Source organism: Methylobacterium terricola (genome assembly GCF_006151805.1).
GTDB classification, from domain to species: domain Bacteria; phylum Pseudomonadota; class Alphaproteobacteria; order Rhizobiales; family Beijerinckiaceae; genus Methylobacterium; species Methylobacterium terricola.
In genome coordinates, this window is sequence record NZ_VDDA01000005.1 from 15,471 (window position 1) to 41,707 (window position 26,237).

The following is a 26,237-nucleotide window of genomic DNA, read 5'->3' on the forward strand; positions in this document are numbered from 1 at the left end:
GATCAGGACGTTTGCGCCTCTGGCCGCTCAGGCTTGCGTGGCGCAAGCCTGAGCACGAGCGCCCCGGTCGCCATGCAGAGCAGCGAGCCCGCCAGCACACCGATCTTGGTTTCGGCTTCCAGCGTGGGGTTCGCCGCGAAGGCCAAGAGACCGATGAACAGGCTCATCGTGAAGCCGACACCGCACAGCAGCGCGACGCCGTAGACCTGCAGCCAGGTCGCGTGCGCAGGCCGCTGCGCCCAGCCCACCCGGACCACCGCCAGCACGAACCCGAACACGCCGAGCTGCTTGCCGACGAAGAGACCCAGCGCGACACCGAGCGTCACCGGGTCGAGAAGCATGGCCGGCTCGAACCGGGCCAGTGACACGCCCGCATTCGCGAACCCGAAGATCGGCAGGATCAGGAACGCCGACCAGGGATGGATCGCGTGCTCCAGGATGTGCAGCGGCGAGGTCGGATCGTCCGGCTTGCCGACGCTCAGGCGCAAGGGGATCGTCAGGGCGAGCAGCACGCCGGCGATCGTCGCGTGGACGCCGGATCTCAGGACCAGCACCCATAATACTGCGCCGAGCAGCAGGTATGGCCAAAGCCGCGCCACGCCGGCCTTGTTCAGCCCGTAGAGCACGGCGAGCGTCAGCGCCGCGCCGCCGAGCATCGGGAGTGACAGGTCAGCGGTGTAGAACACCGCGATGATGACGACGGCACCGAGGTCGTCGATGATCGCGAGCGCGGTCAGGAAGACCTTGAGCGAGATCGGCACGCGTGAGCCGAGCAGCGCCAGGACGCCGAGCGCGAAGGCGATGTCGGTCGCCGCCGGGATCGCCCAGCCGCGCAGGGTTTCCGGGGAGTGCCGGTTGACGGTCGCGTAGACCAGGGCCGGCACCAGCATGCCGCCGAGCGCCGCCACGCCGGGCAGGATGCGGTCCGGCCAGGTGCGCAGGCGCCCGTCCAACATCTCGCGCTTGATCTCGAGCCCGACGAGCAGGAAGAACGCCGCCATCAGGGCGTCGTTGATCCAGTGCAGCAGGCTCAACGGCCCGAGCTTGGCCTTCAGGGCCGCGAAATAAACCTCCGCGTAAGCCGAATTGGCGACGACGAGCGCCAGGGCGGCGCTCGCCATCAGCACCAGGCCGCCGCTGGCCTCGTTTCGCAGCATGCTGCGCAGGGCAGAGAGCGGGCGTCGGATCGGCATGGGTGCCGGAAACGTCATGGTGTCACCGTGCGGGGAGGCGGGAGAGGCTGAGGGGAATCGGGCGGTCGTCGCGGATGCCGCGCTAGCGATCGGGGAGAGGGAACGGGTCGTGACGACCGGGCCGAACTCCGCGTCTTCGCCGTGCCGCCGATCGCGCCGACGAGGCCGTCGAGCCGCGCCGGGCGAACGCTCCGAGGGTGGAGGCGACTATCGCCGCCGGGACCATGGCGGACGGGCGCGTCCGCCGAGGCGCGGCGACCGGCTGCCTGGAGCGGCGATATCCGATCGGGCCAAGGAGCCGAGCACAGGACCAGGTAAGGCATGGGGCCACGGGTCATCGCCGCTGGCGGCCCGACCAGCAGTCGCGATCCTGCAAGCCCCAGGACGGGGCCGCACACCTTGGCGCCCGTATCCCATCGATGGGTGGGACGCGCAACCGGGTGCGTCGGGCACGAATGCGGTATGGGACCGTCCCAGCCGACTCGACCGGACCCATGCTCCCCTTCAAAGCCACCCTACAGGCCCTCTACGAGGGCGACACCGACCAGGCGCACCGCTTCCGCTACGCGCTGCTCGCCTTCGACATCGCGACGATCGCCTTCGTCATCGTCACCTCGTTCCTGCCGCTCTCCCCCTGGATCGTCGCGTGCGACGTGGTGCTCGGCCTCGGCGTCCTGGCCGACTTCCTCGGCCGCCTGGCGATCAGCCGCGCACCCGCCCGCGAGTTCCTGCGCCTGAGCACCTGGACGGACGTGGTCGCCATCGCCTCGTTCCTGGCGCCGATGGTCATGCAGGGCGTCGGATTCCTGCGCATCCTGCGCACGCTCCGCCTGCTGCGTACCTACCAGCTGCTCGACCGGCTGCGCCAGGACAGCGCGTTCTTCCAGCGCAACGAGGAGGCGATCCTCGCCGCCACCAACCTGGTGGTGTTCGTGTTCGTGATGACCGGCGTGGTCTATATCTCGCAGCACGGCACCAACCCGGCAATCGGCAGTCCAGTTGATGCGCTGTATTTCACCGTCACGTCGCTGACGACCACGGGCTACGGCGACATCACTCTGCCGGGGACGTCCGGACGATTGATCTCGGTGTTCGTCATGATCTGCGGCGTGACGCTGTTCTTCCGGCTCGCCCAGGTGGTGTTCCGGCCCTACAAGGTGCGCTTCTCCTGCCCGACCTGCGGGCTGCAGCGGCACGAGCCGGACGCGGTGCACTGCAAGGCCTGCGGCACCACGCTGAACATCCCCGACGAAGGGGCCGATTAGATTGTCGGCGATGACGGACGACGAGCCGTCATGGTGCTGGTTGGAGGAGCGGACGGGCCGCTTCTCCACCGGGCCTAGAAAGCTTCACGATCGCGTTGCAATCGTGAAGCTCTCTAGATCATTGTTTTTGCCGCATTTTCTTCGACGAACCGGTACCCACTTCGTCGGAAAATGCTCTAGCCCTCGCGAGTGGAGCGCTCGACCGTCCGGGGGCGGACGCTGTCAGGCCGCCGGGCCGATCGGGATTAGACCCCGCCCGATCTCGATGGGACCGGGAGGCTGCGGCGCCGGCGGGTCGCCCTCCGGCGGCTGGGGGTCCGGCGGCGGGTCGCCGATGGGCGGCAACGGGTCGTCACCGGGACGCGGCGTGTCGGACATTGTGGGTCTCTCCCGTGCATTTCCGTATGGGAACCGGCGACCAACGCGCAGGCCGTCCGAAGGTCACGGCGCGGAACGACGCGGGCGGCGTCATCCTGGGACGGCGGCCGACCGCGCCCGCAGCGCCCGGCGAAGGATGCGCGAGAGGTCCGCCACCGAGTATGGCTTCGGCAGGAGCGCGAAGCCGTCCGTACCGTCGGCGGCCAGCACGTGGCTGTAGCCGGACGTCAGCACGACCGGCAGGGCGGGACGGCGGCGCCGGATCTCCCGCGCGAGGTCGATCCCGTTCATGCCGGGCATCACCACGTCCGAGAATACGACCTCGAACGGCTCGCCGCCCGCCTCGAGGGCCGCCAGGGCTTGCATCGCATCGGCGACGCGGACGGTCTCGTATCCCAGCTTCGCCAGGGCCTGCGTCGCGAAGGCGCCGACCTCGCGGTTGTCCTCGACCACCAGGACACGAGTTCCGTGACCGTCGGCCAGCATCTCGGGCTCCGCGGCGACGGTCCGCTCCGCTTCCTCGCCCTTGGCATGCGGCAGGTAGAGGGTGAAGGTGGTCCCGGTCCCGACCACGCTCTCCACCGCGACGTCGCCGCCCGACTGCTTGACGAAGCCGTAGACCTGGCTAAGGCCGAGACCTGTCCCCTGCCCCACGCCCTTCGTCGTAAAGAAGGGTTCGAAGATGCGGTCGAGCACATCCGCCGGGATGCCCGAGCCGGTATCCGTGATCGAGACCGCGACGAAGTCGCCGTCCACGGGCTGGTGGGAGCGGAGAGCCGGGATCTTCGCGACGCGGCGCACCCTGACGGAGAGCAGCCCCTCGCCCTTCATGGCGTCCCGGGCGTTCACCGCCAGGTTGACCACCGCCGTGTCGAACTGGCTGGGATCGGCGTCGACGTGGAAGTCGAGCGGGCTTTCTTCACCGTCCGTGCCCGCCTCCAGGGTGGTCTCGACGCGGATGCGCGCACCGGTGAGCGTTCCGACCATGTCGGCGATGGCTCCGACCGCGTGGCCGGCATCGAAGACGACCGGTCGCAGGGCCTGACGGCGCGCGAATGCAAGGAGCTGGCCGGTGAGCTTGGCAGCCCGGTCCACCGTCCCGGCGATGGCGTCGACGTACCGGCTGCGCCGCTCCTCAGCCAGGTCCGGCCGCTTCAGCAGGTCGGTCGATGACTTGATGACAGTCAGCAGGTTGTTGAAGTCGTGGGCGACGCCGCCGGTCAACTGCCCGACCGCCTCCATCTTCTGGGACTGGCGTAACCGCTCCTCCAAGGCCTTGCGCTCGGTCACGTCCCTGCCGGCCGCGTGAAAGCGGTCTCCCTGCGGGATGGCGTTCCACGAGATCCAGCGGTCGCCGCCCTCCGCGGTCCGCAGGCGGAGGTCGAGGTCCGAGACGCTCCTGCCGGTCCTGAGCGTCTCGAAGGCGCGGAGGGCGGCCTCACGGTCCTCGGGATGCACGAGGGTGTCGAAGCGGGCCCCGACCAGGCCGCCGGTCGCCCAGCCCAGGACGTCAAGCCAGGCCGGGTTGACGGCTTGGTAGGCCCCGTCGAAGCCGCAGACGACGAGCAGGTCGCGGCTGGTGCGCCAGACGAGGTCCCGCTCGACCATCCTCTCGGAGACCTGCGCTTCCCGTCTTCGCTCCACCTCCTGCCGGTCGGAGGCGTCCTCGAACAGCACTGCGACGCGGTTCTGCACCGGGTCTCCGATCCGCACCGCGTGCACGTCGAAGACGCGGTTCAGCCAGGCCGCATGGCCGCGGAAGCGCACCGCTCGGCCGGTACGGGCGACTTCGCCGTAGGCGTCGAACCAGTGCTGCTCGTGTCCAGGCACGAGGTCGCGCATCCAGCGGCCCTCCGCGCCCGCGAGGCCCGATTGGTGCTCGAAGGCGGCGTTGACCTCCACGAACCGGAAATCCTCCGCGCGCCCGTCGGCGCTAAAGCGCATCTCGACGATGCAGAAGCCGGCCTCGACCTCCTCCAGCAGGCTGCGGAAGGAGGCGCCGGCCCCGCCCGCCGGTGCCTCCCGGGCCCGGAAGCGGCTGATGTCGAGCTGGCTGCCGAAGAAGTACAGCAGCTCGCCGTGCGGCCCGAAGACCGGGCTCACGTAGAGCTCGTTGATGAAGGTCGTGCCGTCGCGGCGGTAGTTCAGGAGCTCGACGACCACGTCCCGGCGCGCCGCGATGGCGTCGCGGACCTTGGCGACGCTGGCCGGGTCCGTGTCCGGTCCCTGGAGGAAGCGGCAGTTGCGCCCGACGAGGTCCGCGGCCGCGTAGCCCGAGAGTTCAAGGAAGGCGCGATTGGCGAAGATGATGGGGTTGTCGGGCAGGTTCGGGTCGGTGACGATCATCGCCATCCGGGTCTTCTCGGCGGCGGTGAACAGCAGGTCGGGGTTGGCCACGTCGGATGTGACCGCCGCCGGCCATTCCCGTCCCAGCCGGAGGCGCGCATTCTCCCGTTCCAGCTCGCGCTCGCGCCTCCGGAGCCGCTCGATCTCGGCCTGCAGTTCCGACGTTCCCATGGACTTCATCATGATTGGGGCGCGCGGCCCTGGGCCGGGTGCCCAGGCTCCTCGACGCAAAGGAAGGCAGGACCGAAAAGGCCCGTTGCACGGACTTCCGCTACGGTGTCGTCTGCCCCCTATCCGTCGACGCCCGATCGGCGGCGGATCTTCCGCAGCGGGCCGTCCTCGCAAAGCCAACATAAGTTATGCCGTGCGATAACGACCGGGCAAGGCCATCGTTGCGCCCCTCCCTCATGCGACCGACTGGAAATTGGCGAGCGGCGCCTCGATGACGCAGATCGCACCTTCACGCGGATAGTCGAGGGAGAGACGGGCACCGACCTGCGCCGTCAGCCCGCGCTCGATCAGGCGCGACCCGAACCCCTTTCGCGACGGCGCGACGACCGGCGGTCCCCCGCTCTCCGTCCACGCCAGGCGAAGGGCGGGCCCGGCCTCCGCCTCGACGAGCGACGCCGTCAGCGAGACGCGCCCTCCCGGAATCGACAGGGCCCCGTACTTGACCGCGTTGGTGGTGAGCTCGTGCAGTGTCAGCGCCAGGGACAGAGCGGCCTTCCCGCCGATATCGACCTCCGGCCCGTGGAACGAGACCCGGTCGCCGCTCGCCTCCTGGACGCCGACGCCCTCCCGCACGACCGCGGAGAGCGGCGCGCTCTCGGCAGCACCGCCCAGAAGCATGTCGTGCGCCTTGCCGAGCGCAACGAGGCGGCTGCCTAGCACCTCGCGGGCCGCGTCGATATCCGTGGCCCCGCGCAGGGTCGATGCCGCGATGGCCTGAACCATCGCCAGCAGGTTCTTCATCCGGTGGGACAGCTCGTGGTTGAGGAGTTCCTGATGCGCCTCGGCCTTCCGCCGGGCGTCGACGTCGGCGACCGCGACGACGCCCCCCGACAGCCCGCCATTCGCATCGCGCATCGGCACGCCGACGATCTCGACCCAGACCCGGGTGCCGTCGCCGCGCTGGTAATGACATTCGAGCGCGGCGTGCTCCGCGCCGTCGCGGATGATCCGGCTGAGTGGGTATTCGTGCGGTGCGACCCGCCGCCCATCCTCGTGGAAGGCGACCCACTCGCCGTAGCTGTCGGTATCCGGCGAGGGCAGGACCGGATGGCGGAAGATCTCTTCCAGCCGGCGGTTGCCGCCGATGATGCGTCCAGACGGGGCCTCGGCGAACAGGATGCCGACCGGCACAGTGTCGAGCACCGCCCGCAGCGATGCCTCGCTGGCCTGGAGCGCCTGCTGCCCGCGCTTGCGTTCGGTCAGATCGAGCATCGCGCCGATCATGCGGACCGCCCGCCCTTCGGCGTCGCGGATGACGGAACCGCGGTCCAGCACCTCGGCATAGGAGCCGTCCGCGCGCAGGAACCGGTACTCATCGCTCCAGGCGGTGCCTCTCCCATCGATGACGGCGCGGATCCTCTGCGTCACGCGCGCCCGGTCATCTGGGTGGATATGGGCGATCAACCAATCGCCGGTCGGCTCCACCCGGTCCGGCGCGTGCCAGTAGGCGTCCTGAAGCGCCTCATTCCACAGCACGTGGTCGGTGGCCAAGTCCCAATCCCAGATCGCATCCTTGGTGGCGCGCGCCGCCAGGCGGTACCGCTGCCGGCTGGCCTCCAGGCGCTGGCCGGCCTCGTGCCGTTCGGTGCGGTCGCGCAGGATCTTGAGGAAGCCGATCATCCGGCCGTCTTCCTCGCGCAGCACCATCATCTCGCCCGAGGCGAAGAAGCGCGTGCCGTCCTGGCGCAGGTGCCAGCGTTCGTCGTTGCCGCTGCCGGTCCGTAGTGCCTCTTCCATCTCCCGGGCCGGAATGCCGGCCTCCCGGTCCTCCGGGGTGAAGAACAGGTCGGCGGGTCCGCCGCGGACCTCGTCCGGGGTCCATCCGAGGATGCGGGTCGCGCCCTCGTTCCACTCCGTGATGCGCCCCTCGCGGTCCATCACCACGATGGCGTGGTCGATGGCGCTGTCGAACACCGCGGAGTAGCGCCGCTCCTCGCGCTTGACCGCGCGCAGGGCCGTCTCCTCGCCCGCCTCGGCGAGGCCGGCCGCCACGGTGCCGGCGAGGATCTCCGCGACGCGCAGGTCCTCCTCGGAGAACGCTCCGGGCCGGCTCGCCTGAAGCTTGAGGACGCCGATCGGGATGCCGCCGCGGCGCACCGGTACCATCACGCAGGAGCGCAGCCGCAGCGACTCGATGATGCCCAGCTTGGCGCGGGCGTCGCGCCGGGCGTCCGGGACGAGCAACGGGCGGTCGGCGCGCAGGCAGGCGCCCGCCAGGCTGCCGTCGAGGGGCAGACGCCGTCCGAGATGGGCGGCGAGGCCATCCGTCACCGAGCGGTAGACCAGCGAATCGCCATCGAGAATCTCGACCGCGCCGGCCTCGGCCGCCGGGACGGCACGCATGGCCCCGGCCAGCGCCGCCCGCAGGCTCGCGTCGAGGTCGCCACCGGCCGCAGCAACCTCCTCCAGCGTGCGGGCGACGACCTCGCGCTGGCGGTCGGCCCGGTTGCGCTCTGCCAGCGCCCGCCGCAGCAGCAACTGGTCCATGACCTGGCGGGCCAAGGTCCGCAGGTCGTCGGCCTGTGCAATTGTCAGTCCGCCGGGCCTGGGAGCGTGATCGATCACGCACAGGCTGCCGAGGGCATGGCCCTCGGGCGTGCGCAGCGGGGCGCCGGCGTAGAAGCGCAGGTGCGGCGCGCCGGTCACCAGTGGGTTGTCGCGGGTGCGGGGATCGCGTGTCAGGTCGGGGATCTGGAGGATGTCGGTCTCGGCGAGCACGAACTTGCAGACCGAGCGGTCGAGGTCGGTCTCGCAGGGCGGGAAGCCGGCGCGGGCCTTGAACCACTGCCGCTCCCGGTCGACTAGGCTGACCAGCGCCACCGGCGCGGCGCAGAGCCGGCGGGCGAGATGCACGATGTCGTCGAAGCCGCGCTCGGGCAGCGTGTCGAGGAGGCCGGAGGCGGCGAGCGCGTCGAGGCGGGCCTCGTTCTCGACAGCCGACGGGCGGGACAGGCCGAGGGTCACGGGGCGAGATCCCGCAGCGCGACGGCGGCGGAGGGGGCTTTCAGCTGGTCCGGCTCGGCGGCATCGACGGCGACCATCCGGCCGCCCGGCGCGTAGACCGCGCCGAGCACCTCGGCGAAGTGGCGGCGCACGGCAGCGTGGCATTCGCACGAGGCCGCCTCGGCCCGCCTGCGGTCCGGCAGCGTCAGGCGCCGGTGACCGATCTCGATCAGGCCGTCGCGCTGCATGCGCCCGAGCACCTCGGTGAGGTAGGCGCGGCGCACGCCGAGCATGTCGGCCAGGAGCTCGTGGGTCACCGGCAGGTCGGGCGTCCCGAGGCGGTCCTGGAGGGTCAGGAGCCAGCGCAGGCAGCGCCGCTCGATGGTGTGGGACGCGTTGCAGGCCACCGACTGCAGGACCTGGGCGAGCAGGCAGTCGGCATAGCGCACGAAGAGGTCGCGGACGGTCTTCGAGGCATGCTTGGCCTCGGCCAGGCGGTCGGCGTCGATGCGGATGATCGGTCCGGCGACCTGCACCACGGCTTGGCCGAAGGCCGGCAGGTAACCCTGGCTGACCACGCCGCCGATCGCCCCCTCGCGGCCGACCGTGGCGGTCTCGACCGACTTGCCGTCCCGCAGCGGCACCACCAGCGTGACGACGCAGCCCTGGGCCGGGAACGTGACGTGGCTGACGTCGTCGCCGGCCCGGAACAGGACGTCGCCGCGCCCGACTTCGCGCCGCTCGGCATGGGGGGCCAGCAGGGCACGGTCGGCGCCGTCGAGGGCTTCGAGCAGCAGGTTGCCGTCGATGGAGCGGAGGGAGGAGGCGTTCACAAGGACCGTAGGGGCGTCGGCGATCGCGTTGTCCAATAGCGGACTTCCCGGCGCAAAGATGTCCGATGTCTGACAAGTGCGGGCGATGAGCGTCCCGGAGCATCACTTTTTTGGAGCCGGGAGGCGGTGCGGAAGGCGCGTTGTACCGTCGACTGCTGCGTTTTCTCGTCGAAACGCCGCGGCAGCCTCTCACTCGGCAACCGGCGCCGGCCGGTCTCGCTTGCGCTCCGGAACAACGACGGCAGCCTTCCGTTGCGCCCCTTTCCGGTGAAGGAGCCCCGCGTGTTTCCTGCCTGGCTCGACGCACTCTCCCTCGCTGCCCTGTTGCTCGGGGCGGCCTGCGCGCTGCTCGTCTCCGTCGACGCAATCCGCCACCCGCAGCACATGACGGTCATGAACGTGGTCTGGCCGGTCACGGCGTTGTTCGGCACCGTGGCGGTCGTCTGGGCCTACTTCCGGTACGGCCGGATGGCGGCGCATCACGCGGCGCAGGCGCGGCACGGCACGCCGCCGAACAAGTCCGAGACGCCGTTCCCGGTGATGGTCGGCAAGGGCGCGCTCCATTGCGGCAGCGGCTGCATGCTGGGCGACGTCGCCGCCGAGTGGCTGGCCTTCCTGGTGCCGGCGGTGGCGGTGTGGTTCGGCTGGCAGTCGCTGTTCTCCGAGAAAATGGTCGCGGTCTGGATCCTCGACTTCCTGTTCGCCTTCGGGCTCGGCATCGTGTTCCAGTACTTCGCCATCGTGCCGATGCGCGGTCTCTCGCCGGGCAAGGGCCTGATCGCGGCGCTGAAGGCCGATACCGCCTCGCTGGTCGCCTGGCAGGTCGGCATGTACGGCTTCATGGCCTTCGCGCAGTTCATTCTCTTCGGGCACCTGCTCGGGCACCGCGCCCCGGTGAACACGGCCGAGTTCTGGTTCGCCATGCAGGGCGCCATGATCGCCGGCTTCCTCACGAGCTATCCGGTGAACTGGTGGCTGGTGCGGTCGGGCATCAAGGAGCGGATGTAGGCCGGCGTCTCGCGCGGCGGTGGTCCCGCTGCGCTCCTCCCCCTGTGATTAAAGGATGTGGCGTGCTCTCGATCTTCGACCTCGCGGCGTTGCTCCTGACCTTGTCGGCCCTGTTCGGCTGGCTCAACCGGCGCCTCGTCCGGATGCCGCACGCGATCGGCCTCCTCGTCCTCGGCCTCGTCGCCTCGCTGCTTCTCGTCCTCGTCGACGTCGCCTTCCCGGCCCAGCACCTCTACGAGGACCTCACCCGCGCGCTGCTGCAGATCGACTTCACCGGCGTGGTGATGAACGGCATGCTGGCCTTCCTGCTGTTTGCCGGGGCCATGAACCTCGACCTCGGCGCATTGCGGGACCGGGCCTGGCCGGTGGCGACCCTGGCCTTCGTCGGGACGATGATCTCCACCGGCATCGTCGGCCTGCTGTTCTGGGGCGCGGCGCAGGCCCTGGGCCATCCGATCCCGCTCGCCTGGGCCCTCGTCTTCGGGGCGCTGATCAGCCCGACCGATCCGGTGGCGGTGATCAGCACGCTCAAGAACGTGAAGGTTCCGCAATCGCTCGAGATCGAGATGCAGGGCGAGGCCCTGTTCAACGACGGCATCGGTATCGTGCTGTTCACGATCCTGCTCGGCTTCGCGGCCGGCACGGGTCATGCCGTGCACGGTGTCGGCGGGCTCGCGAAGCTCCTGCTGCAGGAGGCGGGCGGCGGCCTCCTGCTCGGCACGATCACCGGCTATGTTGCCTATCGGGCGATGCGTGCCATCGACGACTTCCCGGTCGAGGTGCTGATCACCCTGGCGCTCGTCGCCGGCACCTACGCCCTGGCGCAGAAGCTCGGTGCCAGCGGTCCGCTCGCGGTGGTGGCGGCGGGCCTCCTCATCGGCGAGCGGGCCCCGCGCTACGCCATGAGCGACCGCACCCAGGGCTACGTCTCGGCGCTGTGGACGCTGATCGACGAGGTGCTCAACTCCGTGCTGTTCTTGCTGATCGGCCTTGAGGTGCTGGTGCTGCGCTTCCAGGCGAGCGGCCTGGTGCTGGCCGCCTGCGCGGTCCCCATCGTGCTCGTGTCGCGCCTGATCGCGGTGGCGACCCCGATCCTGCTGTTTCGCCGGGTGCAGGCATTGTCGATCCGCAACGTGCCGTTCCTGACCTGGGCCGGGGTGCGCGGAGGCATCTCGGTGGCGCTGGCCCTGTCGCTGCCGGACGACCCGGCGAAGTCCGCCATCCTGGCGGCGACCTACGCGGTCGTGCTGTTCACGATCATCGTCCAGGGCTCGACGCTCGGCCTCGTCGCCCGCCGCACGCTGAAGCGCACCGTCGACGAGACGGCAGGATGACCTTGGGAGACGGTCCGCAAGGGAACCTTGGGTGGGCGGCCGGGTTGCCGCCCGCCTTGTTCGATCAAATGATGGGTTGATGTTCGCAGAAGCACTCGGTCGCCTGGACGAGCTCGCACGGTCCGCCGTCGCGATCCTGCCGGGTCTTCTCATCGCGGTCGCGATCTTCGGCCTGGGACTGCTCGTCGCGCGCGGCGTCCGCGGCGGCGTGCGCCGCGCCGCGCAGATGCGCCACGCACCGGCCGGGTCGGCCGCCGTGCTCGGTCGCATCGCCGGCGGGACCACCGTGATGGTCGCCTTCCTGGTCGCAGCCTCGGTAGCGTTCCCCTCGGTGTCGGCGGCAGACCTGTTCAACCTGCTCGGCATCGGCGGCGTCGCCATCGGCTTCGCGTTCCGCGACGTGCTCCAGAACCTGCTCGCCGGCATCCTCATCCTGCTCACGCGCCCCTTCGTGATCGGGGACCAGATCCGGGCCGGCAGCCACGAGGGCACGGTCGAGGACGTCTGGGTGCGCGCCACGGTGCTGCGCACCTACGACAACCAGCGCATCCTGATCCCCAACGCGACCCTCTTCACCGACAAGATCACCGTCATCACCGCCCATGAGCACCGCCGCCTGCAATTCCCGCTCACGATCGGCAACGGCGACGACATCCGCGAGGCCCGCCGGGTGATCACCACCGCCCTGCGGGAGACCGGGGGCGTGCTGGCCGACCCGCCGCCCGAGGCGCTAGTCACGGGGCTCGGCGCCGCCGGGGTCGACATGGTCGGACGGTTCTGGATCAACCCGCCGCGCCGGCGCGACGCCGTCGACGCCCTCGACCACGCCATCAGCAACGTCAAGGAGGCGCTCACCGCGGCCGGCATCGATCTGCCTTATCCGACCTCGCAGGTGCTGTTCCACAACCAGACTGAATCGGTGGACGGTGACAGGACCCGCCAGCGCGAGGGCTGGCCGGCCGGCGCGCACCCGCCGCCATCGCGCCGTCAGGCCGAGCGGGAACACACCGCCGAATCGTCCTCCCGCCCATCATCCGAGGAAGCGTGATGCGCGCCCGTCTCTCCGCTTGGCTCGAGCGTCTCGGCGACCAGTTCTGGCTGCGCCCGGCCCTGCTCATCCTGCTCGGGCTCGGGCTCGGGCAAACCGTGGTCTGGTGCGACGAGATCTGGGAGACCGGCGCGGAGGGGAGTGGTCTCGCCTGGAGCTATGCCGGCGGTGCGGAGGGCGCCCGCTCGCTCCTCAGCGCCATCGCCTCCTCGACGATCGGCGTCGCCGGAACGGTGTTCTCCATCACCATCGCGGCGCTCTCGCTGGCCTCGAACCAGATGGGACCGCGGCTGCTGCGCAACTTCGTGCGCGACAGCCGCAACCAGTACGCCCTCGGCATCTTCCTCGGCACGCATGCCTACGCGCTGATCGTCCTGCGCACCGTCCGCACCGTGCAGGAAACTGCGTTCGTGCCGCATCTCGCGGTCTCGGGTGCGATCCTGCTGGCGCTCGTCAGCCTCGGCACCCTGGTCTGGTTCGTCCACCACGTCGCGACCAGCATCAACGTGGAGACCGTCATCGACGCCGTTCACGGCGATCTCTGCCGTGCGATCGACAGCCAGACGCTTGCCAAGCCGGATATCGGGGCGCCGGCGCATTCGCCGGAGGGCCCGATCCTCCGCTGCGAGACCGGCGGCTACCTGCAGGCCATCGACCTCGACGGCCTCGCAGACTGGGCGCACGCGCAGGGCGTGCGCCTCCACCTGTGGGTCCGGCCCGGCGACTACGTACCGATGGCGCTGCCGGTGGCGCAGCTCTCGGCCGGCCGCGACGGCGCGCAGGAGGCCTTGCGCGCCAACCTCACCTTCGGCCGCCAGCCGGCCGCCTTGCAGAATCTGGAATACGCCATCCATCAGCTCAGCGAGATCGCCGTCCGGGCCCTCTCGCCCGGCATCAACGATCCGTTCACTGCGGCCAGCGTGCTGGCTCATTTCGGCGACGCGCTCTGCCGCATCGCCCCCCGCCACCTGATGAGCGGCGCCGTCGCGCGGGACGGCACCGTCGTGGCGACCCGTCCGGTCACGGATTACAATGGCCTGTGCGACGCGATGTTCCACGTCATCCGCCAGAACGCGGCGGATTCACCTTACGTCCTAATCAGGCTCGTCGAGGTGCTGACGGACGTCGCCCGGGTGGAACGCCGGATCGACCGGCTCGCAGAGTTGCAACGCCACGCCGATCTGGTGATGGCCTCGTGCGGCGACGGCCTGGATCCGTCGGGGCGGGAGGATCTGGCCGCGCGGCATCGGCGATTCCTGGACGTCGTCGCGGAGGGTGGTGCGCCCTGACCGCGACGGCGTCGCGGCCCCGGGCTCTTCCGGCCGGGGAAAGTCTTCGAGGGAGCACGGGATCCTGCCGCGTTCCACGATGCGGGGCAGCGCCTGCCGCTGTGACAGGCAAGTGGCTGACTTGAACCAGATCGTGAATTGATGTTCATCAGGTTCACTGAATGCCCTTCGAGGATAGTCCTGCGCCGAGCCTTGAGAGCAATCAGCCGTTTTCGATGGAACGTCACTCCACGTCATGTGTTGGTCGGTGACACACCTCGCGATCCTGGGAGGGAAATCGTGACGTACCCTAAACTGAACCTCGGCGCGGCGATGACCTGTGCCGGCCTGTTTGGCGCCGCCCTGTTGGCTGTACCGGCTTCGGCCGCGCCGCTGACGACCGCTCCGTCGTTCGGCACCGGTCTCGGCAGCAGCGTCGCGGACGGCCCGATGCTCACGACGCCCGCGCGCTACATGCAGGGCCGCAACATGGGCAACGGCAAGCATCCGTCCCGGCCGAAGGGCCAGAAACGCCGGGGGATGACCTCAGGCGGTCCGCGCTACTGAGCGGCCACCAAACCCACCGACATCCGCCTCGAACCTCGGAGATTGCCGATCATGCGTCGCATCCTGCTCGCCGCCGCCCTGACCGCCTGCGCCGTCCCGGCTCTGGCCCAGACCACCTCCACCTCGCCGGCCCCTACGACGGCCCCGAAGATGGACGCTCCGGTGTCGGGCGCCATGAAGACCGACGACAAGGGTATGACCACGGTCAACACGTCGACCATGGCGGTCCGCTTCATCACCAGCAAGCCGACCGACATGGTTACCTCGCGTCTCAAGGGTGTTAACGTCTACAACAACAAGAATGAGAACCTCGGCGAGATCGAGGATTTCGTGATCACCGACGGTAAGACGGTGAACGGTGTCATCATCAGCGTCGGTGGCTTCCTCGGTATGGGCGAGCGTTATATCGCCGTCGATCCGTCGAACCTCGTCATCCACAAGGACGGCAACACCGTCAAGGCGATGCTCAATACGAGCAAGGATGACTTGAGCAAGGCCCCGACTTTCGACTACAGCAAGACCAAGAGCTGACGTATTGTCGCGTCGCCGGGGGAGCTGCATGACCCCGGCGACGTCTACCATGACCCTCTTCGGGCTTGCCGCAAAATTGGCTGTGCTGTATGTTGATCCGCACAATCCAACCCGATTGCCAGCAAGGCTGAACTCGAATCTCGTTAGAAGGAAACATCACGGGTGCACAAAAGCTTTTTGGTCGTCTGACTTCCCGCTGGAGAGCACGATCTCGGCAGGCGACTCCATGGCGCAAGCCACGAGACGCGAGGCAATCAGCGCGTTCTCCGTCTCAGCCTGTCAAGGGTCGCGACCACCTCGATCGGCAGGGTCGGCTTCGCCAGCCAGGGGGCCTCCTGCAACTCGGGGCACAGGGAGCTGTCCCGCCGCCACGCAGAGTGGACTACGAACGGTACGTCGCGTCGGCGTAGCTCACGTGCCAGCTCGCTGCACAGACCATCCTTGAGGCGCACATCGACGACGGCGAGGTCGGGCGCGCGCAACCGCACCCGAGCAAGGGCCGCCACCAGGGTATCTACGGGTCCTGCAGCGCGATATCCTGCCCGCACGAGCGCGTCACTTAGGTCGAGCCCGACAAGGGCATCGTCCTCGACGATCAGGACGATGGCGGACGTCTGGGTGGTTCTCACCTGCGCACTCCTGATGGGGCGGGGTGCCTCCTCGCTCTTGCTCGGCTAAAGGGCGGCAAGTGTGTAAACCTTTGCTAAATTAGATGTAAATAAGCTATCTGGCTTGGTGTTAAATCGAACAATCACCGTTACATGCCTCGCTGGGGCGTACAAGATTACAACAAATGATAAATTACAAGCATAACAAATGACACACGGGGCAATTTGTCTCTCTTATCATTTAATATATACAGAGAAAGCTTGATTTTCGAGCTTCACAGCATTTATATGATTTGTGTCGTCTGCTCATATCCAGGGCGCAGACGCTTGAGAGACGGAATGCGCTCTTGCCCCAAACAAGGGGAGCGCGGTGGCGCATCTCCAGCAAGCCACAATCCGCAACCGCCTGCTCAGGGCACTCTCGCCTGGCGATTTCGCACTGCTTCAACCGCATCTGCAACGGATGACGACTCAGATCCGGGAGGAGCTGATTGCGGCTAACATGCCGGTCAAAGAACTCTACTTCCCGGAGGTCGGCATCGTCTCCGTTACGACTGCAACCGTATCGGGGGAGATCGAAGTCGGATTGATCGGACGCGAAGGCCTGGTCGGCGCCGCTCCCGTGCTGCTGCGTACCGACCAGACACCGCAGCGATCGTTCGTACAGATAGCCGGCGAGATGCTGAGCATCGGGGCGACGGAGTTGCGTGAGGCAGTGCGGGAAAGTCCGTCCTTGCATGATGTACTGCTGCGCTACATTCATACCCAGATGGTGCAAGGATCGTTGACGATCTACGCGCATGCCGCATTGAATCTGGAGGGCCGTCTTTCCCGTTGGCTGTTGATGTGCCACGACCGAGTGGATGGCGATGAACTGCTTCTGACGCACGAGTTCCTGTCGATGATGCTGGGCGTGCAGCGGGCTGGCATCTCGCTGGCGTTGCAGAACTTGGAGGGCGCCGGCCGCATCAAAAGCAGGCGTAAGCGCATCCAGATCATCGATCGATGCAAGCTGGAGCAGCTGGCGGATGGCAGCTACGGCGTTGCGGAAGCCGAATATGCGCGCCTGATCGGTGAAGCCTGACAGTGGCACGGTACTTCTTCACTCTGAGGCACCGACCCGGTCTCGACGGTGTCGCCGAGGACCTGGAGGGCGACGAAATCGCCAACGAGGCCGCGGCGCGGAGCACGCCCTGAGAGCCGCACGAGACCTGATGGCCCGCACGCGACTGGATGGCGTACGAGACTGGCTTGAGTGCTCGTTCAAGGTCGCGGATGAGCACGGCCGGATCGTCATGGCGGGGCGGTTCGCCGACACGGTGGCAAGGTGCACCGCGCGACGAGGAAGGATGACGGTCGCATCAGCGATTGGACGGCGGGCCGGGGCGTTCCCTCCGGTTGGAGACCCGACCCGCCGGCCCCGCTGAAGGGGGTCGGGACAGCGAGACGATCCTGCCTAGCAGAGAAGACCGTTCGCGCCGCAGACATAGGATAGGATCGGCGATGATCGCTGTGACGTCAGCCGGATCTCGTCCCTGCATACCGGTGAACGATCCAAGTGCGCGGAGATTGTCTCCCAAGGAGGCCCTATGACCGAGACGACGCACCGCGACCATACTCCCCCCGACGACAATTCACGGGAGCAAGAGCAGAGAAAGGCCGACCAGCGTCAGGGCGGGCCGCCGGCCCGGCCGCACATGACCGTCACCGGCAAACCGGATCCGAGCCCTCATGACGTCGAGAAGCGACGGCCATGATGGATCTGCTGGATGGGATTTAGCGGCTGCGTTCAGCCTCGAACGCGATCATCCGCATGACCCTCAGAGCGGAAGCGTCGGTGTTTTTTCCCCCTCCGAGAGACACCCAAGCGGCTGACCACATGCTGTGTCAGCTTTAATTCCTGATCGGGCGACGATAATGCTTATAAAAAGTGGTTTGTTTGCTCTGATTGGCTTCAAAATTATCGATTGAAAGCTGTATAATTCAGCATATTAACACACATCAAATAAGGCAAATTTCATCACTGGGCGCTGGAACGGGACCTTTCTGCTGTCGTTGGCCGGAACGTGCAGGGAACAGCACCATGAACGTGAGCAAAGCCAATACGCGGGACGTGTGCCTGGCACTGACCAAGCAGACGGGTCAGGACGTCGCCGCGATCCTAGCGGAAGCCGAGGTGATGAAAGGCTGGTCGGGATCGAGTCGCTCGGCGAGTTCGTGGTGATGCGGGGCGTTGACGGTACAGGCGCAGCGTTCTCGGAGGTCTCGCGGCCCGGCGGTGAGCATTCGCAGACCGGCGACTCGCGCAGCTGACACGCGGGAGAGGCCTCCGCGACGGGTGACGGAATACTGCACGGCGCGCGACGCCGTACCACGGCGCAGGTCGGCGGCCGACATAGTCGGTTTTCCCACAAGGCCGACGATCACTCGGCGACCGACCCGAAGTCCGGCCGCATCCTCACGCGACGGGGAAACAGGTCCCGCTCGGCGCGGCACGCGCCCGAGCAGCAGATAGGGGAACGTTGATGCCCAGCGAAGAGGACACCGTTCATTACGAGGGCCCGTCAGGCGGTTGGGGTTCCGTGCGGGGCATCTCCCGGATCTTCGGCAAGGAATGGGCGACCCCGCTCGCCACCGAGACGCTGTTCCGGCAGAACAAGCCCAAGGGCTTCATGTGCGTGTCCTGCTCTTGGGCGAAGCCGGCGAACTATCACCCGTTCGAGTTCTGCGAGAACGGCGCCAAAGCGACCTTGTGGGAGCTGACGACCCGGCGCTGCACGCCGGACTTCTTTGCCAAGCACACGGTCACGGAATTGCGGGACTGGACGGACTACGACCTCGAGCAGCAGGGCCGCCTGACCCACCCGATGCGTTACGACCGCGCCAGCGACCGCTATGTCCCGTGCGACTGGGATGAGGCATTCCGGGAGATCGGGTCGGAGCTGAGGCTCCTCGACCCAAAATCGGTCGTATTCTACTCGTCGGGACGTGCGAGCTTGGAAACGTCCTACCTCTACGCACTGTTCGCCCGGCTCTACGGCTGCAACAACCTGCCCGATAGTTCAAACATGTGCCACGAGACCACCTCGGTGGCGCTCAAGAAGGTGATCGGGGCGGGCGTCGGCACGGTCGTGTTCGACGATCTCCAGAACTGCGACGCCATGTTCTTCTTCGGCCAGAACACGGGGTCCAATAGCCCGCGCTTCCTGCACCCGCTTCAGGAAGCAGCCAAGCGCGGCGTCCAGATCGTGACGTTCAACCCCGTGCGCGAGCGCGGACTGGAATTCTTCACCAACCCCCAGAGCCCGGTCGAGATGCTGACGGGCAAGGAGACCCGGATCAGCACGCAATACCATCAGGTCCGGCCCGGCGGAGACATCGCGGTGCTGATGGGGATGTGCAAGCACGTCTTCACCGCCGATGACGACGCGCGTGAGCAGGGCCGGCGCGTGCTCGACATCGACTTTATCGAGCAGCACACGAGCGGGCTCGAAGCCTTCGAGGCGAAGGTCCGGGCGACGTCCTGGGAGGAGATCGAGCGCGAGTCGGGCCTGAGCCGGCAGGACATCGAGGCCGCCGCCCAGGTCTACGTCGAGGCGGATCGCGTCATCGGCATCTACGGGATGGGTCTGACCCAGCACATGCACGGGTTCGAGAACGTCGCGCTGTTCGTGAACTTGCTGCTCCTGAAGGGCAATATCGGTCGTGACGGCACCGGAATCTCGCCGGTGCGCGGACATTCCAACGTCCAGGGGCAGCGCACGGTCGGCATCACGGAGAAGCCCGAGCTGGTGCCGCTCGATCGCTACGCGGAACAGTTCGGCTTCGCGCCGCCGCGCGACACGGGCATGAACACGGTCGAGGCCTGCGAGGGCATCCTGTCCGGCAAGGTCAGGAGCTTCTTCGGCCTCGGCGGCAATTTCGTGCGCGCCATTCCCGACCGCGACCGCATGGAGAAGGCCTGGACGACGATGCGCCTCACCGTCCAGGTCGCCACGAAGCTCAACCGCTCCCACCTCGTGAACGGGGAGATCGCCTACCTGCTGCCCTGCCGCGGCCGCACCGAGGAGGACGTGCAGGCGAGCGGGCCGCAAGCCGTGAGCATGGAAGACACGTTCAGCTGCATCTACGGCTCGCTGGGCCGCCGCACGCCCGCCAGCGAGCACCTCAAGTCCGAGGTCGACATCGTGGCGGGCTTCGCCAAGGCGACGCTGGCCCCGAACCCGAAGGTCCGATGGGACGATTGGGTCGGCGACTATGGGCTGATCCGCGACCAGATCGCCGAGACCTATCCCGAGCAGTTCCACGGCTTCAACGAGAGGATGTGGACCCCGGGCGGGTTCTACCGGGGCAACTCGGCCCGCGAGCGGATCTGGAAGACGGAGAGCGGAAAGGCCGAGTTCACGACACCCGAGACGCTGTCGGCGACCGGATGGCCGGACGCACCCGGCCGGTACCGCCTGATCACGATGCGCTCGAACGACCAGTTCAACACCACGATCTACGGCTACAGCGACCGCATGCGCGGCATCGAGGGCACGCGCGACGTTCTCCTCATCAACCCGCAGGAGATGCAGCGGGCGAACCTGCAGGAGGGCCAGGTCGTCTCGCTCGTCGGCGATGCGGAGGACGGGGTCGAGCGCGCGGTGTTCGGCCTGAAGGTGGTGCCGTTCGCGCTGCCCGATGGCTGCCTCGGCGCCTACTATCCCGAGATGAATCCGCTGATGCCGCTCTCGCACCACGATGGGCCGTCGAAGACGCCAGCCGCCAAGTCGGTGCCGGTGCGGATCCGGGCATCGGACGAGCGTGGGGATGTCACGGAGAGGCTCGAGCCGCCGGGACACGCGACGCATCCGGTGTGACGGGCGCCCCCGTCAGCAGGTGGGGGACGCACACCGTCGAGCCGACGGAGACGACGAGAGGTCACCGACCGGCCACCGATCGCCGATCCCCCTCCCCGCCAGGGTGCGGGTGCCCGTCGCGGCCGATGACCGTGACCGGTCCGGATCGGCCCTGAAACGAAGACCATCGACTGACGGGAGACGGACTATGAAGCTCGGAGGCAATCGCGCCCTGATCACGGGGGCGGATTCGGGCATCGGCCAGGCGATCGCGGTGGCGTTCGCGGAGGCTGGCGCCGACGTCGCGATCGTCTACCACACCGATGCCGACGGGGCGGCCGAGACCAGGCGGCGGGTCGAGGCCGCGGGACGGCGCGCCCACGTGATGCAGGGCGATGTCGGCGATCCGGCATCGGTCGAGGCGTTCTTCGCGCAAGCCCTCGATCGTCTCGGGCCCCTCGACCTCCTCGTCAACAATGCCGGCATCGGCTCGGGCGGCGCGGAGGTCGCGGAGCTGAAGGACGAGGACCTGGAGCGGGTGCTGCGCGTCAACCTGATGGGACCGGTCTTCTGCTGCCGCGCCTTCGTGCGGCTGCGCCGCCAGCATGGCGGGCGCGGACGGATCGTCACGATCTCGTCGGTGGCGCAACACCTGCCGACGCCTTCGAGCGCCCCCTACGGCATGGCCAAGGCCGGTCTCGGCTCGCTCACCCGCAGCCTGTCGCGCGAGCTCGCGGAGGACAAGATCAACGTCAACAACATCGCGCCGGGGCTGATCCAGACTCCGATGACGCAAGGCCGCCTCGACGACCCGGACAAGCGTCGGCAGTCGATGGAGCGCATCCCCTGGCACCGGGCCGGCCAGCCGGAGGAGATCGCGCGGCTGGCGCTGTTCCTCGCCTCGGAGGCCGGCGACTACGTCACCGGGCAGACCTGGACCATCGACGGGGGTCTCAGCATGCAGTGGGGCGGCGCCTGATGCACACGACCATGCAAACCATCCTGCGCATCAACGGGCGCGAGGCACGCCTCGACCACGATCCCCGGATCACCCTGCTCGATGCCCTGCGCGAGCGGCTCGGGCTCACCGGCACCAAGAAGGGCTGCGACCAGGGCCAGTGCGGCGCCTGCACGGTGCTGATCGACGGGCGGCGCGTCCTGTCCTGCTTCAGCCTCGTCGCGGCGGTCGAGGGCGAGGTGACGACCATCGAGGGTCTCTCCGGCGAGGACGGGCCGCTGCACCCGATGCAGCAGGCCTTCCTCGACCGTGATGCCTACCAGTGCGGCTACTGCACTCCCGGTCAGATCATGAGCGCCATCGCCTGCGTGACCGAGGGCCATGCCGGCAGCCCCGACGAGATCCGGGAATACATGAGCGGCAACCTGTGCCGCTGTGCTGCCTACCCGAAGATCGTCGAGGCGGTGCAGCAAGCGGCGCCGCATATGAGAGGGGAGACGGCCTGATGCGCCCCTTCGCCTATGCCCGCGCCGGAGACACACCGACGGCACTGAGCCTGTCGGGAAGCAAGGCCGCCTACTTCGCCGGCGGCACCACGCTCCTCGACCTGATGAAGCTCGACGTGCTGCGCCCAGAGCGCCTCGTCGACATCAACGCGCTCAAGGCCGAGCACGGCAGCATCGCGGCGGATGGATCCGGCCTCGTGCTCGGCGGCCTCGCCCGGATGAGCGAGGCCGCCGAGCATCCGGCGATCGCCCGCCACTACCCGGCGATCCGCGACGCCCTGGTCCAGGCGGCGAGCGCGCAGCTGCGCAACATGGCGAGTCTCGCCGGAAACCTGCTCCAGCGCACCCGCTGCCTCTACTTCCGCGACCGCAGCTGGCACGCCTGCAACAAGCGGAACCCGGGCAGCGGCTGCGCCGCCATTCACGGCGTCAACCGCCGCCTCGCGGTGCTGGGGGTGAGCGAGCACTGCATCGCGCATTATCCGGGCGACCTCGCCGTGGCGTTGGTGGCGCTCGATGCGAGCCTCGACCTCGTCGCCCCGGACGGCAGCACCCGCACCCTGCCGCTGGAAGCCCTGCACCGCCCCTGGGGCGACACGCCTCACATCGAGACCAATCTCGCACCGGGCGAACTGATCACGGCGATCCGGGTGCCGGCCGCGCCCTGGTTCCGCCGTTCGCTCTACCGCAAGGTGCGCGACCGGGAATCCTACGACTTCGCCCTCGCTTCGGCCGCGGTCGCCCTCGACCTGGCGCCGGACGGGACCGTGCGCGAGGCGCGGGTCGGCCTCGGCGGGCTCGCCGCCCGGCCGTGGCGGGCGCGCGAGGCGGAGGACGCCTTGCGCGGGCAACGCCTCGACGAGGGGAGCGCGGCCGCCGCCGCGCAGGCCGCCTTCGCGGGCGCCGTCACCCACGGCGAGAACGCCTTCAAGCCCGAGCTCGGCCGCCGCACCCTGGTGCGCGCCCTCCTCGACGCCGCCGCGATGGAGACGTAACGATGCCGACCCTGATCGGGCAGCCGACCCCGCGCATCGACGGCCGCGCCAAGGTGACGGGCCGTGCGTCCTACGCCTCCGACGAACCGGTCGCGAACCCGGCCCACGCCTTCCTTCTCACCAGCTTCATCGCCCGCGGGCGGATCACGGGGTTCGACTTCGCTGAGGCGAAGGCCGTGCCGGGCGTCCTCGACATCCTGACCCACGAAAGCGTGGGGAGCGAGGCCAAGCCCCCGAAGCAGGCGAGCGGCGGGCCGACCACCACCACGATGGAGGACGACCAAGTCTGGCACGACGGCCAGATCATCGGCATCGTGCTCGCCGACACCTACGAGGCCGCCCGCGAGGCCGGCTTCCGGGTGCGGGTGCATTACGCCGCCGAGACGCCGGCGGCGAGCTTCGACGCGGCCGGGGCCGAGCGCGAGCGGCGCGACGACGGCGAGCACCAGGATTACGCGATCGGCGATGCCGAGGGCGCACTAGGAGCGGCCGAGGTGACGCTGCAGGCCGCCTACGCCACGCCGACCCAGCACCACAACCCGATCGAGCTGTTCACCACCACCTGCGCCTGGGAGAACGGCAACCTGACCATCTGGGAGCCGAGCCAGTTCGTCTACGGGTTGCGCGCCAACGTGGCCGGCCAGCTCGGCATCCCACCGGAGCGGGTGCGGGTGATCTCGAAATTCGTTGGCGGCGCCTTCGGCTCGAAGGGCGGGGCCACCGCCCGCACCGCCTGGATCGCGGTGGCGGCCCGCCGCCTCGGCCGGCCGGTCAAGCTGGTGGCGACCCGCGACCAGGGCTTCACCATTGCCACCTACCGGGCCGAGACGCGCCACCGCATCCGGCTCGGCGCCACGCGCGACGGGCGCCTGACCGCCCTCGTGCACGAGGGCACCGAGGTGACCTCGCGCCCGAGCCGCTACAACGTCTCGGGCAACGAAACGACGGCGCGGCTCTACGCCTGCCCGAACATCCTGACCCGGGTCGACATCGTGCATGCCGACCGCAACACCCCGGGCTTCATGCGGGCGCCGCCGGAGACGCCCTACATGTTCGCGCTGGAAAGCGCGGTCGACGAGCTCGCCGAGAAGCTCAGGCTAGACCCGATCGAGCTGAGGCGCCGCAACGACGCGAAGACCGACCCGGTGAGCGGCTTGCCCTTCGCGGGCCGGCGGCTGATGGCCTGCTTCGACGAGGGCGCGGCCCGCTTCGGCTGGGCCGATCGCAACCCGCGGGCCGGGTCGATGCGGGACGGCGAGTGGCTGGTCGGCCTCGGCTGCGCCAGCGCGGTCTACGAGACCAACATCGCCGCCTGCGCTGCCCGGGTGAGTTTACGCCCGAACGGCACCGCCCGGGTGGAGGTAGCCGGGCACGATATCGGCACCGGCGCCTACACGGTGGTGGCGATCACCGCCGCCGACCGGCTCGGCCTCGACGCCTCGGTGATCGACGTCGCCATGGGCGACACGACCCTGCCGGCGGCGCCACTGGCGGCGGGATCGAGCCACACCGCGAGCCTCGCCAACGCGGTGGCAGCGGCCTGCGAAATGGTTCGTGACCGACTCGCCCGCGCCGCGACGACCCGGAATGCCGGCCCGCTCGCCGGGCGCGACCCTGGCACCTTGCGCCTCGTCGATAGCTGCCTCACCGCCCCGGACGGCGTGGCCGAGCCCCTGAGCGACGCCGTCTCGCGGCTCTCGCCCGGTGTGGTCGAGGCCTTTGCCGAGAACATCCCGGACGGCGCGCCGCCGGATGCGATGGGCAAGCTGCATGCCGGCACCAACCCGATCCTGCGCGGCTACAAGCGGTCGGACGTGGCGGCCTACGCCTTCGGCGCGCAGTTCGTGGAAGTGCGGGTGCATGCCCGCACCCGCGAGATTCGGGTGTCGCGGATGCTCGGCGCCTTCGCGGCGGGAAACATCGTCAATCCAATCGCGGCCCACAGCCAGTACATGGGTGGGATGATCTGGGGCCTGTCGGCGGCCCTGCTGGAGAAGACCGAGCTCGACGACAGTGCTGCGCGCTACGTCAACGACAACCTCTCCGAGTACCACATCCCGGTCTGTGCCGACGTGCGCGATGTCGAGGTGATGATGCTGCCGGACGATGACGACCGCGCCAATCCCCTCGGCATCAAGGGCCTCGGCGAGATCGGCATCGTCGGCATGAACGCGGCCATCGCCAACGCGGTCCACCACGCCACGGGGCGGCGCATCCGGGAGCTGCCGATCCGGATCGAGGACCTGCTCTGACAGTCGCGGGGAGCTCATCCTCATCCGTTCGGGTCGACGCTCCCGCGTTCCCAAGGTCCAGCACGCTTCGCAACCCTTCTCCTCTCAGCGGCGGATGACGATCTGCGCCATGGACGACCTCAAGGCTGAAGCCGATCAACTGCTGCTGGAGCCTCGACCGCTCAAGGTGCTGCTTGTCGCAGGCTCGGCCCGGCGGCTCGACGGCTGCCCCGGCCTCGACGGAAAGGCACGGGCACTGATGCACCGCATGCTCGGACGCCTGCCGGCGGGCTGGCAGGTCGATCACGTCGACATCGGCAACGAGCACGGCAAGCCCAAGATCCAGGGCTGCAACGGCTGCGTCGGGTCGTCGATGGCGCTCTGCGTCTGGCCCTGCAACTGCTACGGACCGGACAGCGACCACCAGCCCGACCTGATGTGGAACGAGAAGCTCTATCAGCGCCTCGCCCGCGCGGATGCCTGGGCCATCATCGGCCCGGTCTGGTGGTACGGCCCGACCACCAACCTGAAGGCGATGTTCGACCGCCTGGTCTGCATGAGCGGCGGCAACCCCCGACCGGACCTGATCGACAAGAAGAGTACCCTGAAGGCTCAAGCTCTTGAGCGCTCCCCGCTCTGGCGCGAGCTTACGAAGAATCACCTGGAGGGTCGCACCGCCGCATTCTTCTGCTACGGCAACGAGGGCGGCAACGAACTCGACGCCGATCGCCGCCCGCGCCTCCTGCAGCATAAGGCGTGGTTCGACCCGGATTGCGAACCCTATGGCGGCGACGAGCGCAAGGCCTACCAGGGCCTGGTCTGGCAGTGTCGCTACAGCGGGATCGAGGTACCGGACGCGTTGTGGCGCCACGCAGCCATCGGGCTCGGGCGCCCCTATGCGGACGACCAAGCCGACGACATGGTGCGGGACAGCGACGCCGTGGCCTGCTTCGACGCGTGGGTCGATGCCTTCGTCAGCCATGTCACGACCAAAGGCCCGATACCCGGCACCACGGAGGCCGAACGTGGGGCACAGTCGACGACCGGATAAGCGAGACAATTCAGAGATTCGGATCACGGCCTCGCACGCGCTGACTCTCAACCTGCTCCCACCTCTGCCGACTGCCGGCATTCGTGCGGCATGTATCGGCGA

22 protein-coding genes are annotated in these 26,237 nt (G+C 68.5%); 17 read left to right on the forward strand and 5 right to left on the reverse strand.

The annotated features are described in order from the left end of the window. Positions 1 to 2: 2 nt before the first annotated feature. Complete coding sequence (nhaA, locus tag FF100_RS13480) at positions 3 to 1,193, reverse strand: Na+/H+ antiporter NhaA (protein ID WP_246102068.1); 1,191 nt, start codon at positions 1,191 to 1,193, stop codon at positions 3 to 5. 494 nt (positions 1,194 to 1,687) lie between these two features. Here nhaA and FF100_RS13485 point away from each other — a divergent pair, with 494 nt between their 5' ends. Then, on the forward strand, positions 1,688 to 2,458 hold the full coding sequence (locus FF100_RS13485; RefSeq protein WP_139036224.1) for a potassium channel family protein: 771 nt from the start codon (positions 1,688 to 1,690) through the stop codon (positions 2,456 to 2,458). A gap of 468 nt (positions 2,459 to 2,926) precedes the next feature. Here the strand turns inward: FF100_RS13485 and FF100_RS13490 are convergent, their stop codons facing one another. The 3 genes from FF100_RS13490 to FF100_RS13500 form a co-directional block, all read right to left on the reverse strand. After that, positions 2,927 to 5,353, reverse strand: coding sequence for a PAS domain S-box protein (locus tag FF100_RS13490; protein ID WP_171070154.1), 2,427 nt, complete (start codon positions 5,351 to 5,353; stop codon positions 2,927 to 2,929). A gap of 234 nt (positions 5,354 to 5,587) precedes the next feature. Beyond that, the gene (locus tag FF100_RS13495) at positions 5,588 to 8,377 is read right to left on the reverse strand and encodes a PAS domain S-box protein (protein ID WP_246102069.1); all 2,790 of its coding nucleotides are present in this window, start codon (positions 8,375 to 8,377) and stop codon (positions 5,588 to 5,590) included. Continuing rightward, positions 8,374 to 9,189: a Crp/Fnr family transcriptional regulator gene (locus FF100_RS13500; RefSeq protein WP_139036585.1), complete on the reverse strand. Its 816-nt coding sequence runs from the start codon at positions 9,187 to 9,189 to the stop codon at positions 8,374 to 8,376. Before FF100_RS13500 ends, FF100_RS13495 begins: the two co-directional genes overlap by 4 nt. Before the next feature lie 282 nt (positions 9,190 to 9,471). Here FF100_RS13500 and FF100_RS13505 point away from each other — a divergent pair, with 282 nt between their 5' ends. The 6 genes from FF100_RS13505 (at position 9,472) to FF100_RS13530 (ending at position 14,945) form a co-directional block, all read left to right on the forward strand. Then, on the forward strand, positions 9,472 to 10,197 hold the full coding sequence (locus FF100_RS13505; RefSeq protein ID WP_139036225.1) for a DUF4396 domain-containing protein: 726 nt from the start codon (positions 9,472 to 9,474) through the stop codon (positions 10,195 to 10,197). A 62-nt stretch (positions 10,198 to 10,259) separates the two neighbouring features. Further along, positions 10,260 to 11,531, forward strand: coding sequence for a cation:proton antiporter (locus tag FF100_RS13510; RefSeq protein ID WP_139036226.1), 1,272 nt, complete (start codon positions 10,260 to 10,262; stop codon positions 11,529 to 11,531). 79 nt (positions 11,532 to 11,610) lie between these two features. Next, complete coding sequence (locus tag FF100_RS13515; RefSeq protein ID WP_205824884.1) at positions 11,611 to 12,579, forward strand: mechanosensitive ion channel family protein; 969 nt, start codon at positions 11,611 to 11,613, stop codon at positions 12,577 to 12,579. Then, entirely contained in the window at positions 12,579 to 13,868 is a 1,290-nt protein-coding gene (locus FF100_RS13520) for a DUF2254 domain-containing protein (protein ID WP_139036227.1), read from the forward strand. Before FF100_RS13515 ends, FF100_RS13520 begins: the two co-directional genes overlap by 1 nt. A gap of 279 nt (positions 13,869 to 14,147) precedes the next feature. Then, on the forward strand, positions 14,148 to 14,414 hold the full coding sequence (locus FF100_RS13525) for a hypothetical protein (RefSeq protein WP_139036228.1): 267 nt from the start codon (positions 14,148 to 14,150) through the stop codon (positions 14,412 to 14,414). 51 nt (positions 14,415 to 14,465) lie between these two features. After that, positions 14,466 to 14,945, forward strand: coding sequence for a PRC-barrel domain-containing protein (locus FF100_RS13530; RefSeq protein ID WP_139036229.1), 480 nt, complete (start codon positions 14,466 to 14,468; stop codon positions 14,943 to 14,945). A 254-nt stretch (positions 14,946 to 15,199) separates the two neighbouring features. On the opposite strand, the gene FF100_RS13535 is transcribed toward FF100_RS13530, so the two are convergent. Next, positions 15,200 to 15,574 (reverse strand): response regulator, encoded by a 375-nt coding sequence (locus tag FF100_RS13535; protein ID WP_171070155.1) that lies wholly within the window; start codon positions 15,572 to 15,574, stop codon positions 15,200 to 15,202. A gap of 349 nt (positions 15,575 to 15,923) precedes the next feature. Here FF100_RS13535 and FF100_RS13540 point away from each other — a divergent pair, with 349 nt between their 5' ends. From FF100_RS13540 to FF100_RS13575, 10 genes are all read left to right on the forward strand, one after another. Beyond that, positions 15,924 to 16,637, forward strand: coding sequence for a Crp/Fnr family transcriptional regulator (locus tag FF100_RS13540; RefSeq protein WP_139036231.1), 714 nt, complete (start codon positions 15,924 to 15,926; stop codon positions 16,635 to 16,637). After that, positions 16,627 to 16,980, forward strand: a complete 354-nt coding sequence (locus tag FF100_RS38620; RefSeq protein ID WP_425463307.1) for a DUF6894 family protein — start codon at positions 16,627 to 16,629, stop codon at positions 16,978 to 16,980. Before FF100_RS13540 ends, FF100_RS38620 begins: the two co-directional genes overlap by 11 nt. A 162-nt stretch (positions 16,981 to 17,142) precedes the next feature. Continuing rightward, positions 17,143 to 17,310: a hypothetical protein gene (locus FF100_RS37585; RefSeq protein WP_205824886.1), complete on the forward strand. Its 168-nt coding sequence runs from the start codon at positions 17,143 to 17,145 to the stop codon at positions 17,308 to 17,310. Positions 17,311 to 17,636: 326 nt separating this feature from the next. Continuing rightward, positions 17,637 to 17,777, forward strand: coding sequence for a hypothetical protein (locus FF100_RS37040; RefSeq protein ID WP_171070156.1), 141 nt, complete (start codon positions 17,637 to 17,639; stop codon positions 17,775 to 17,777). Between the two features lie 301 nt (positions 17,778 to 18,078). Continuing rightward, positions 18,079 to 20,415 carry an FdhF/YdeP family oxidoreductase gene (locus FF100_RS13550; RefSeq protein WP_139036232.1) on the forward strand — a complete coding sequence of 779 codons (2,337 nt, stop codon included), beginning with the start codon at positions 18,079 to 18,081 and terminating at the stop codon, positions 20,413 to 20,415. Positions 20,416 to 20,602: 187 nt separating this feature from the next. Then, positions 20,603 to 21,373 (forward strand): SDR family NAD(P)-dependent oxidoreductase, encoded by a 771-nt coding sequence (locus FF100_RS13555; protein ID WP_139036233.1) that lies wholly within the window; start codon positions 20,603 to 20,605, stop codon positions 21,371 to 21,373. Then, positions 21,373 to 21,858 (forward strand): (2Fe-2S)-binding protein, encoded by a 486-nt coding sequence (locus tag FF100_RS13560; protein WP_246102070.1) that lies wholly within the window; start codon positions 21,373 to 21,375, stop codon positions 21,856 to 21,858. The genes FF100_RS13555 and FF100_RS13560 overlap by 1 nt, the downstream gene beginning before the upstream one ends. Beyond that, positions 21,858 to 22,853, forward strand: coding sequence for an FAD binding domain-containing protein (locus FF100_RS13565; RefSeq protein ID WP_139036234.1), 996 nt, complete (start codon positions 21,858 to 21,860; stop codon positions 22,851 to 22,853). Before FF100_RS13560 ends, FF100_RS13565 begins: the two co-directional genes overlap by 1 nt. 2 nt (positions 22,854 to 22,855) lie before the next feature. Continuing rightward, complete coding sequence (locus FF100_RS13570; RefSeq protein WP_139036235.1) at positions 22,856 to 25,105, forward strand: xanthine dehydrogenase family protein molybdopterin-binding subunit; 2,250 nt, start codon at positions 22,856 to 22,858, stop codon at positions 25,103 to 25,105. Positions 25,106 to 25,214: 109 nt separating this feature from the next. Further along, positions 25,215 to 26,135, forward strand: coding sequence for an NAD(P)H-dependent oxidoreductase (locus FF100_RS13575; protein WP_139036236.1), 921 nt, complete (start codon positions 25,215 to 25,217; stop codon positions 26,133 to 26,135). Positions 26,136 to 26,237 lie beyond the last annotated feature (102 nt).

Coding starts and splice junctions, on each gene's coding strand:
- FF100_RS13570 (WP_139036235.1), top strand. CDS start 22,856: ATGCCGACCCTGATCGGGCAGCCGACCCCGCGCATCGACGGCCGCGCC.
- FF100_RS13520 (WP_139036227.1), top strand. CDS start 12,579: ATGCGCGCCCGTCTCTCCGCTTGGCTCGAGCGTCTCGGCGACCAGTTC.
- FF100_RS13565 (WP_139036234.1), top strand. CDS start 21,858: ATGCGCCCCTTCGCCTATGCCCGCGCCGGAGACACACCGACGGCACTG.
- FF100_RS13555 (WP_139036233.1), top strand. CDS start 20,603: ATGAAGCTCGGAGGCAATCGCGCCCTGATCACGGGGGCGGATTCGGGC.
- FF100_RS13490 (WP_171070154.1), bottom strand. CDS start 5,353: ATGGGAACGTCGGAACTGCAGGCCGAGATCGAGCGGCTCCGGAGGCGC.
- FF100_RS13515 (WP_205824884.1), top strand. CDS start 11,611: ATGTTCGCAGAAGCACTCGGTCGCCTGGACGAGCTCGCACGGTCCGCC.
- FF100_RS37040 (WP_171070156.1), top strand. CDS start 17,637: ATGAACGTGAGCAAAGCCAATACGCGGGACGTGTGCCTGGCACTGACC.
- FF100_RS37585 (WP_205824886.1), top strand. CDS start 17,143: ATGACCGAGACGACGCACCGCGACCATACTCCCCCCGACGACAATTCA.
- FF100_RS13550 (WP_139036232.1), top strand. CDS start 18,079: ATGCCCAGCGAAGAGGACACCGTTCATTACGAGGGCCCGTCAGGCGGT.
- FF100_RS13560 (WP_246102070.1), top strand. CDS start 21,373: ATGCACACGACCATGCAAACCATCCTGCGCATCAACGGGCGCGAGGCA.
- nhaA (WP_246102068.1), bottom strand. CDS start 1,193: ATGCCGATCCGACGCCCGCTCTCTGCCCTGCGCAGCATGCTGCGAAAC.
- FF100_RS13575 (WP_139036236.1), top strand. CDS start 25,215: ATGGACGACCTCAAGGCTGAAGCCGATCAACTGCTGCTGGAGCCTCGA.
- FF100_RS13485 (WP_139036224.1), top strand. CDS start 1,688: ATGCTCCCCTTCAAAGCCACCCTACAGGCCCTCTACGAGGGCGACACC.
- FF100_RS13530 (WP_139036229.1), top strand. CDS start 14,466: ATGCGTCGCATCCTGCTCGCCGCCGCCCTGACCGCCTGCGCCGTCCCG.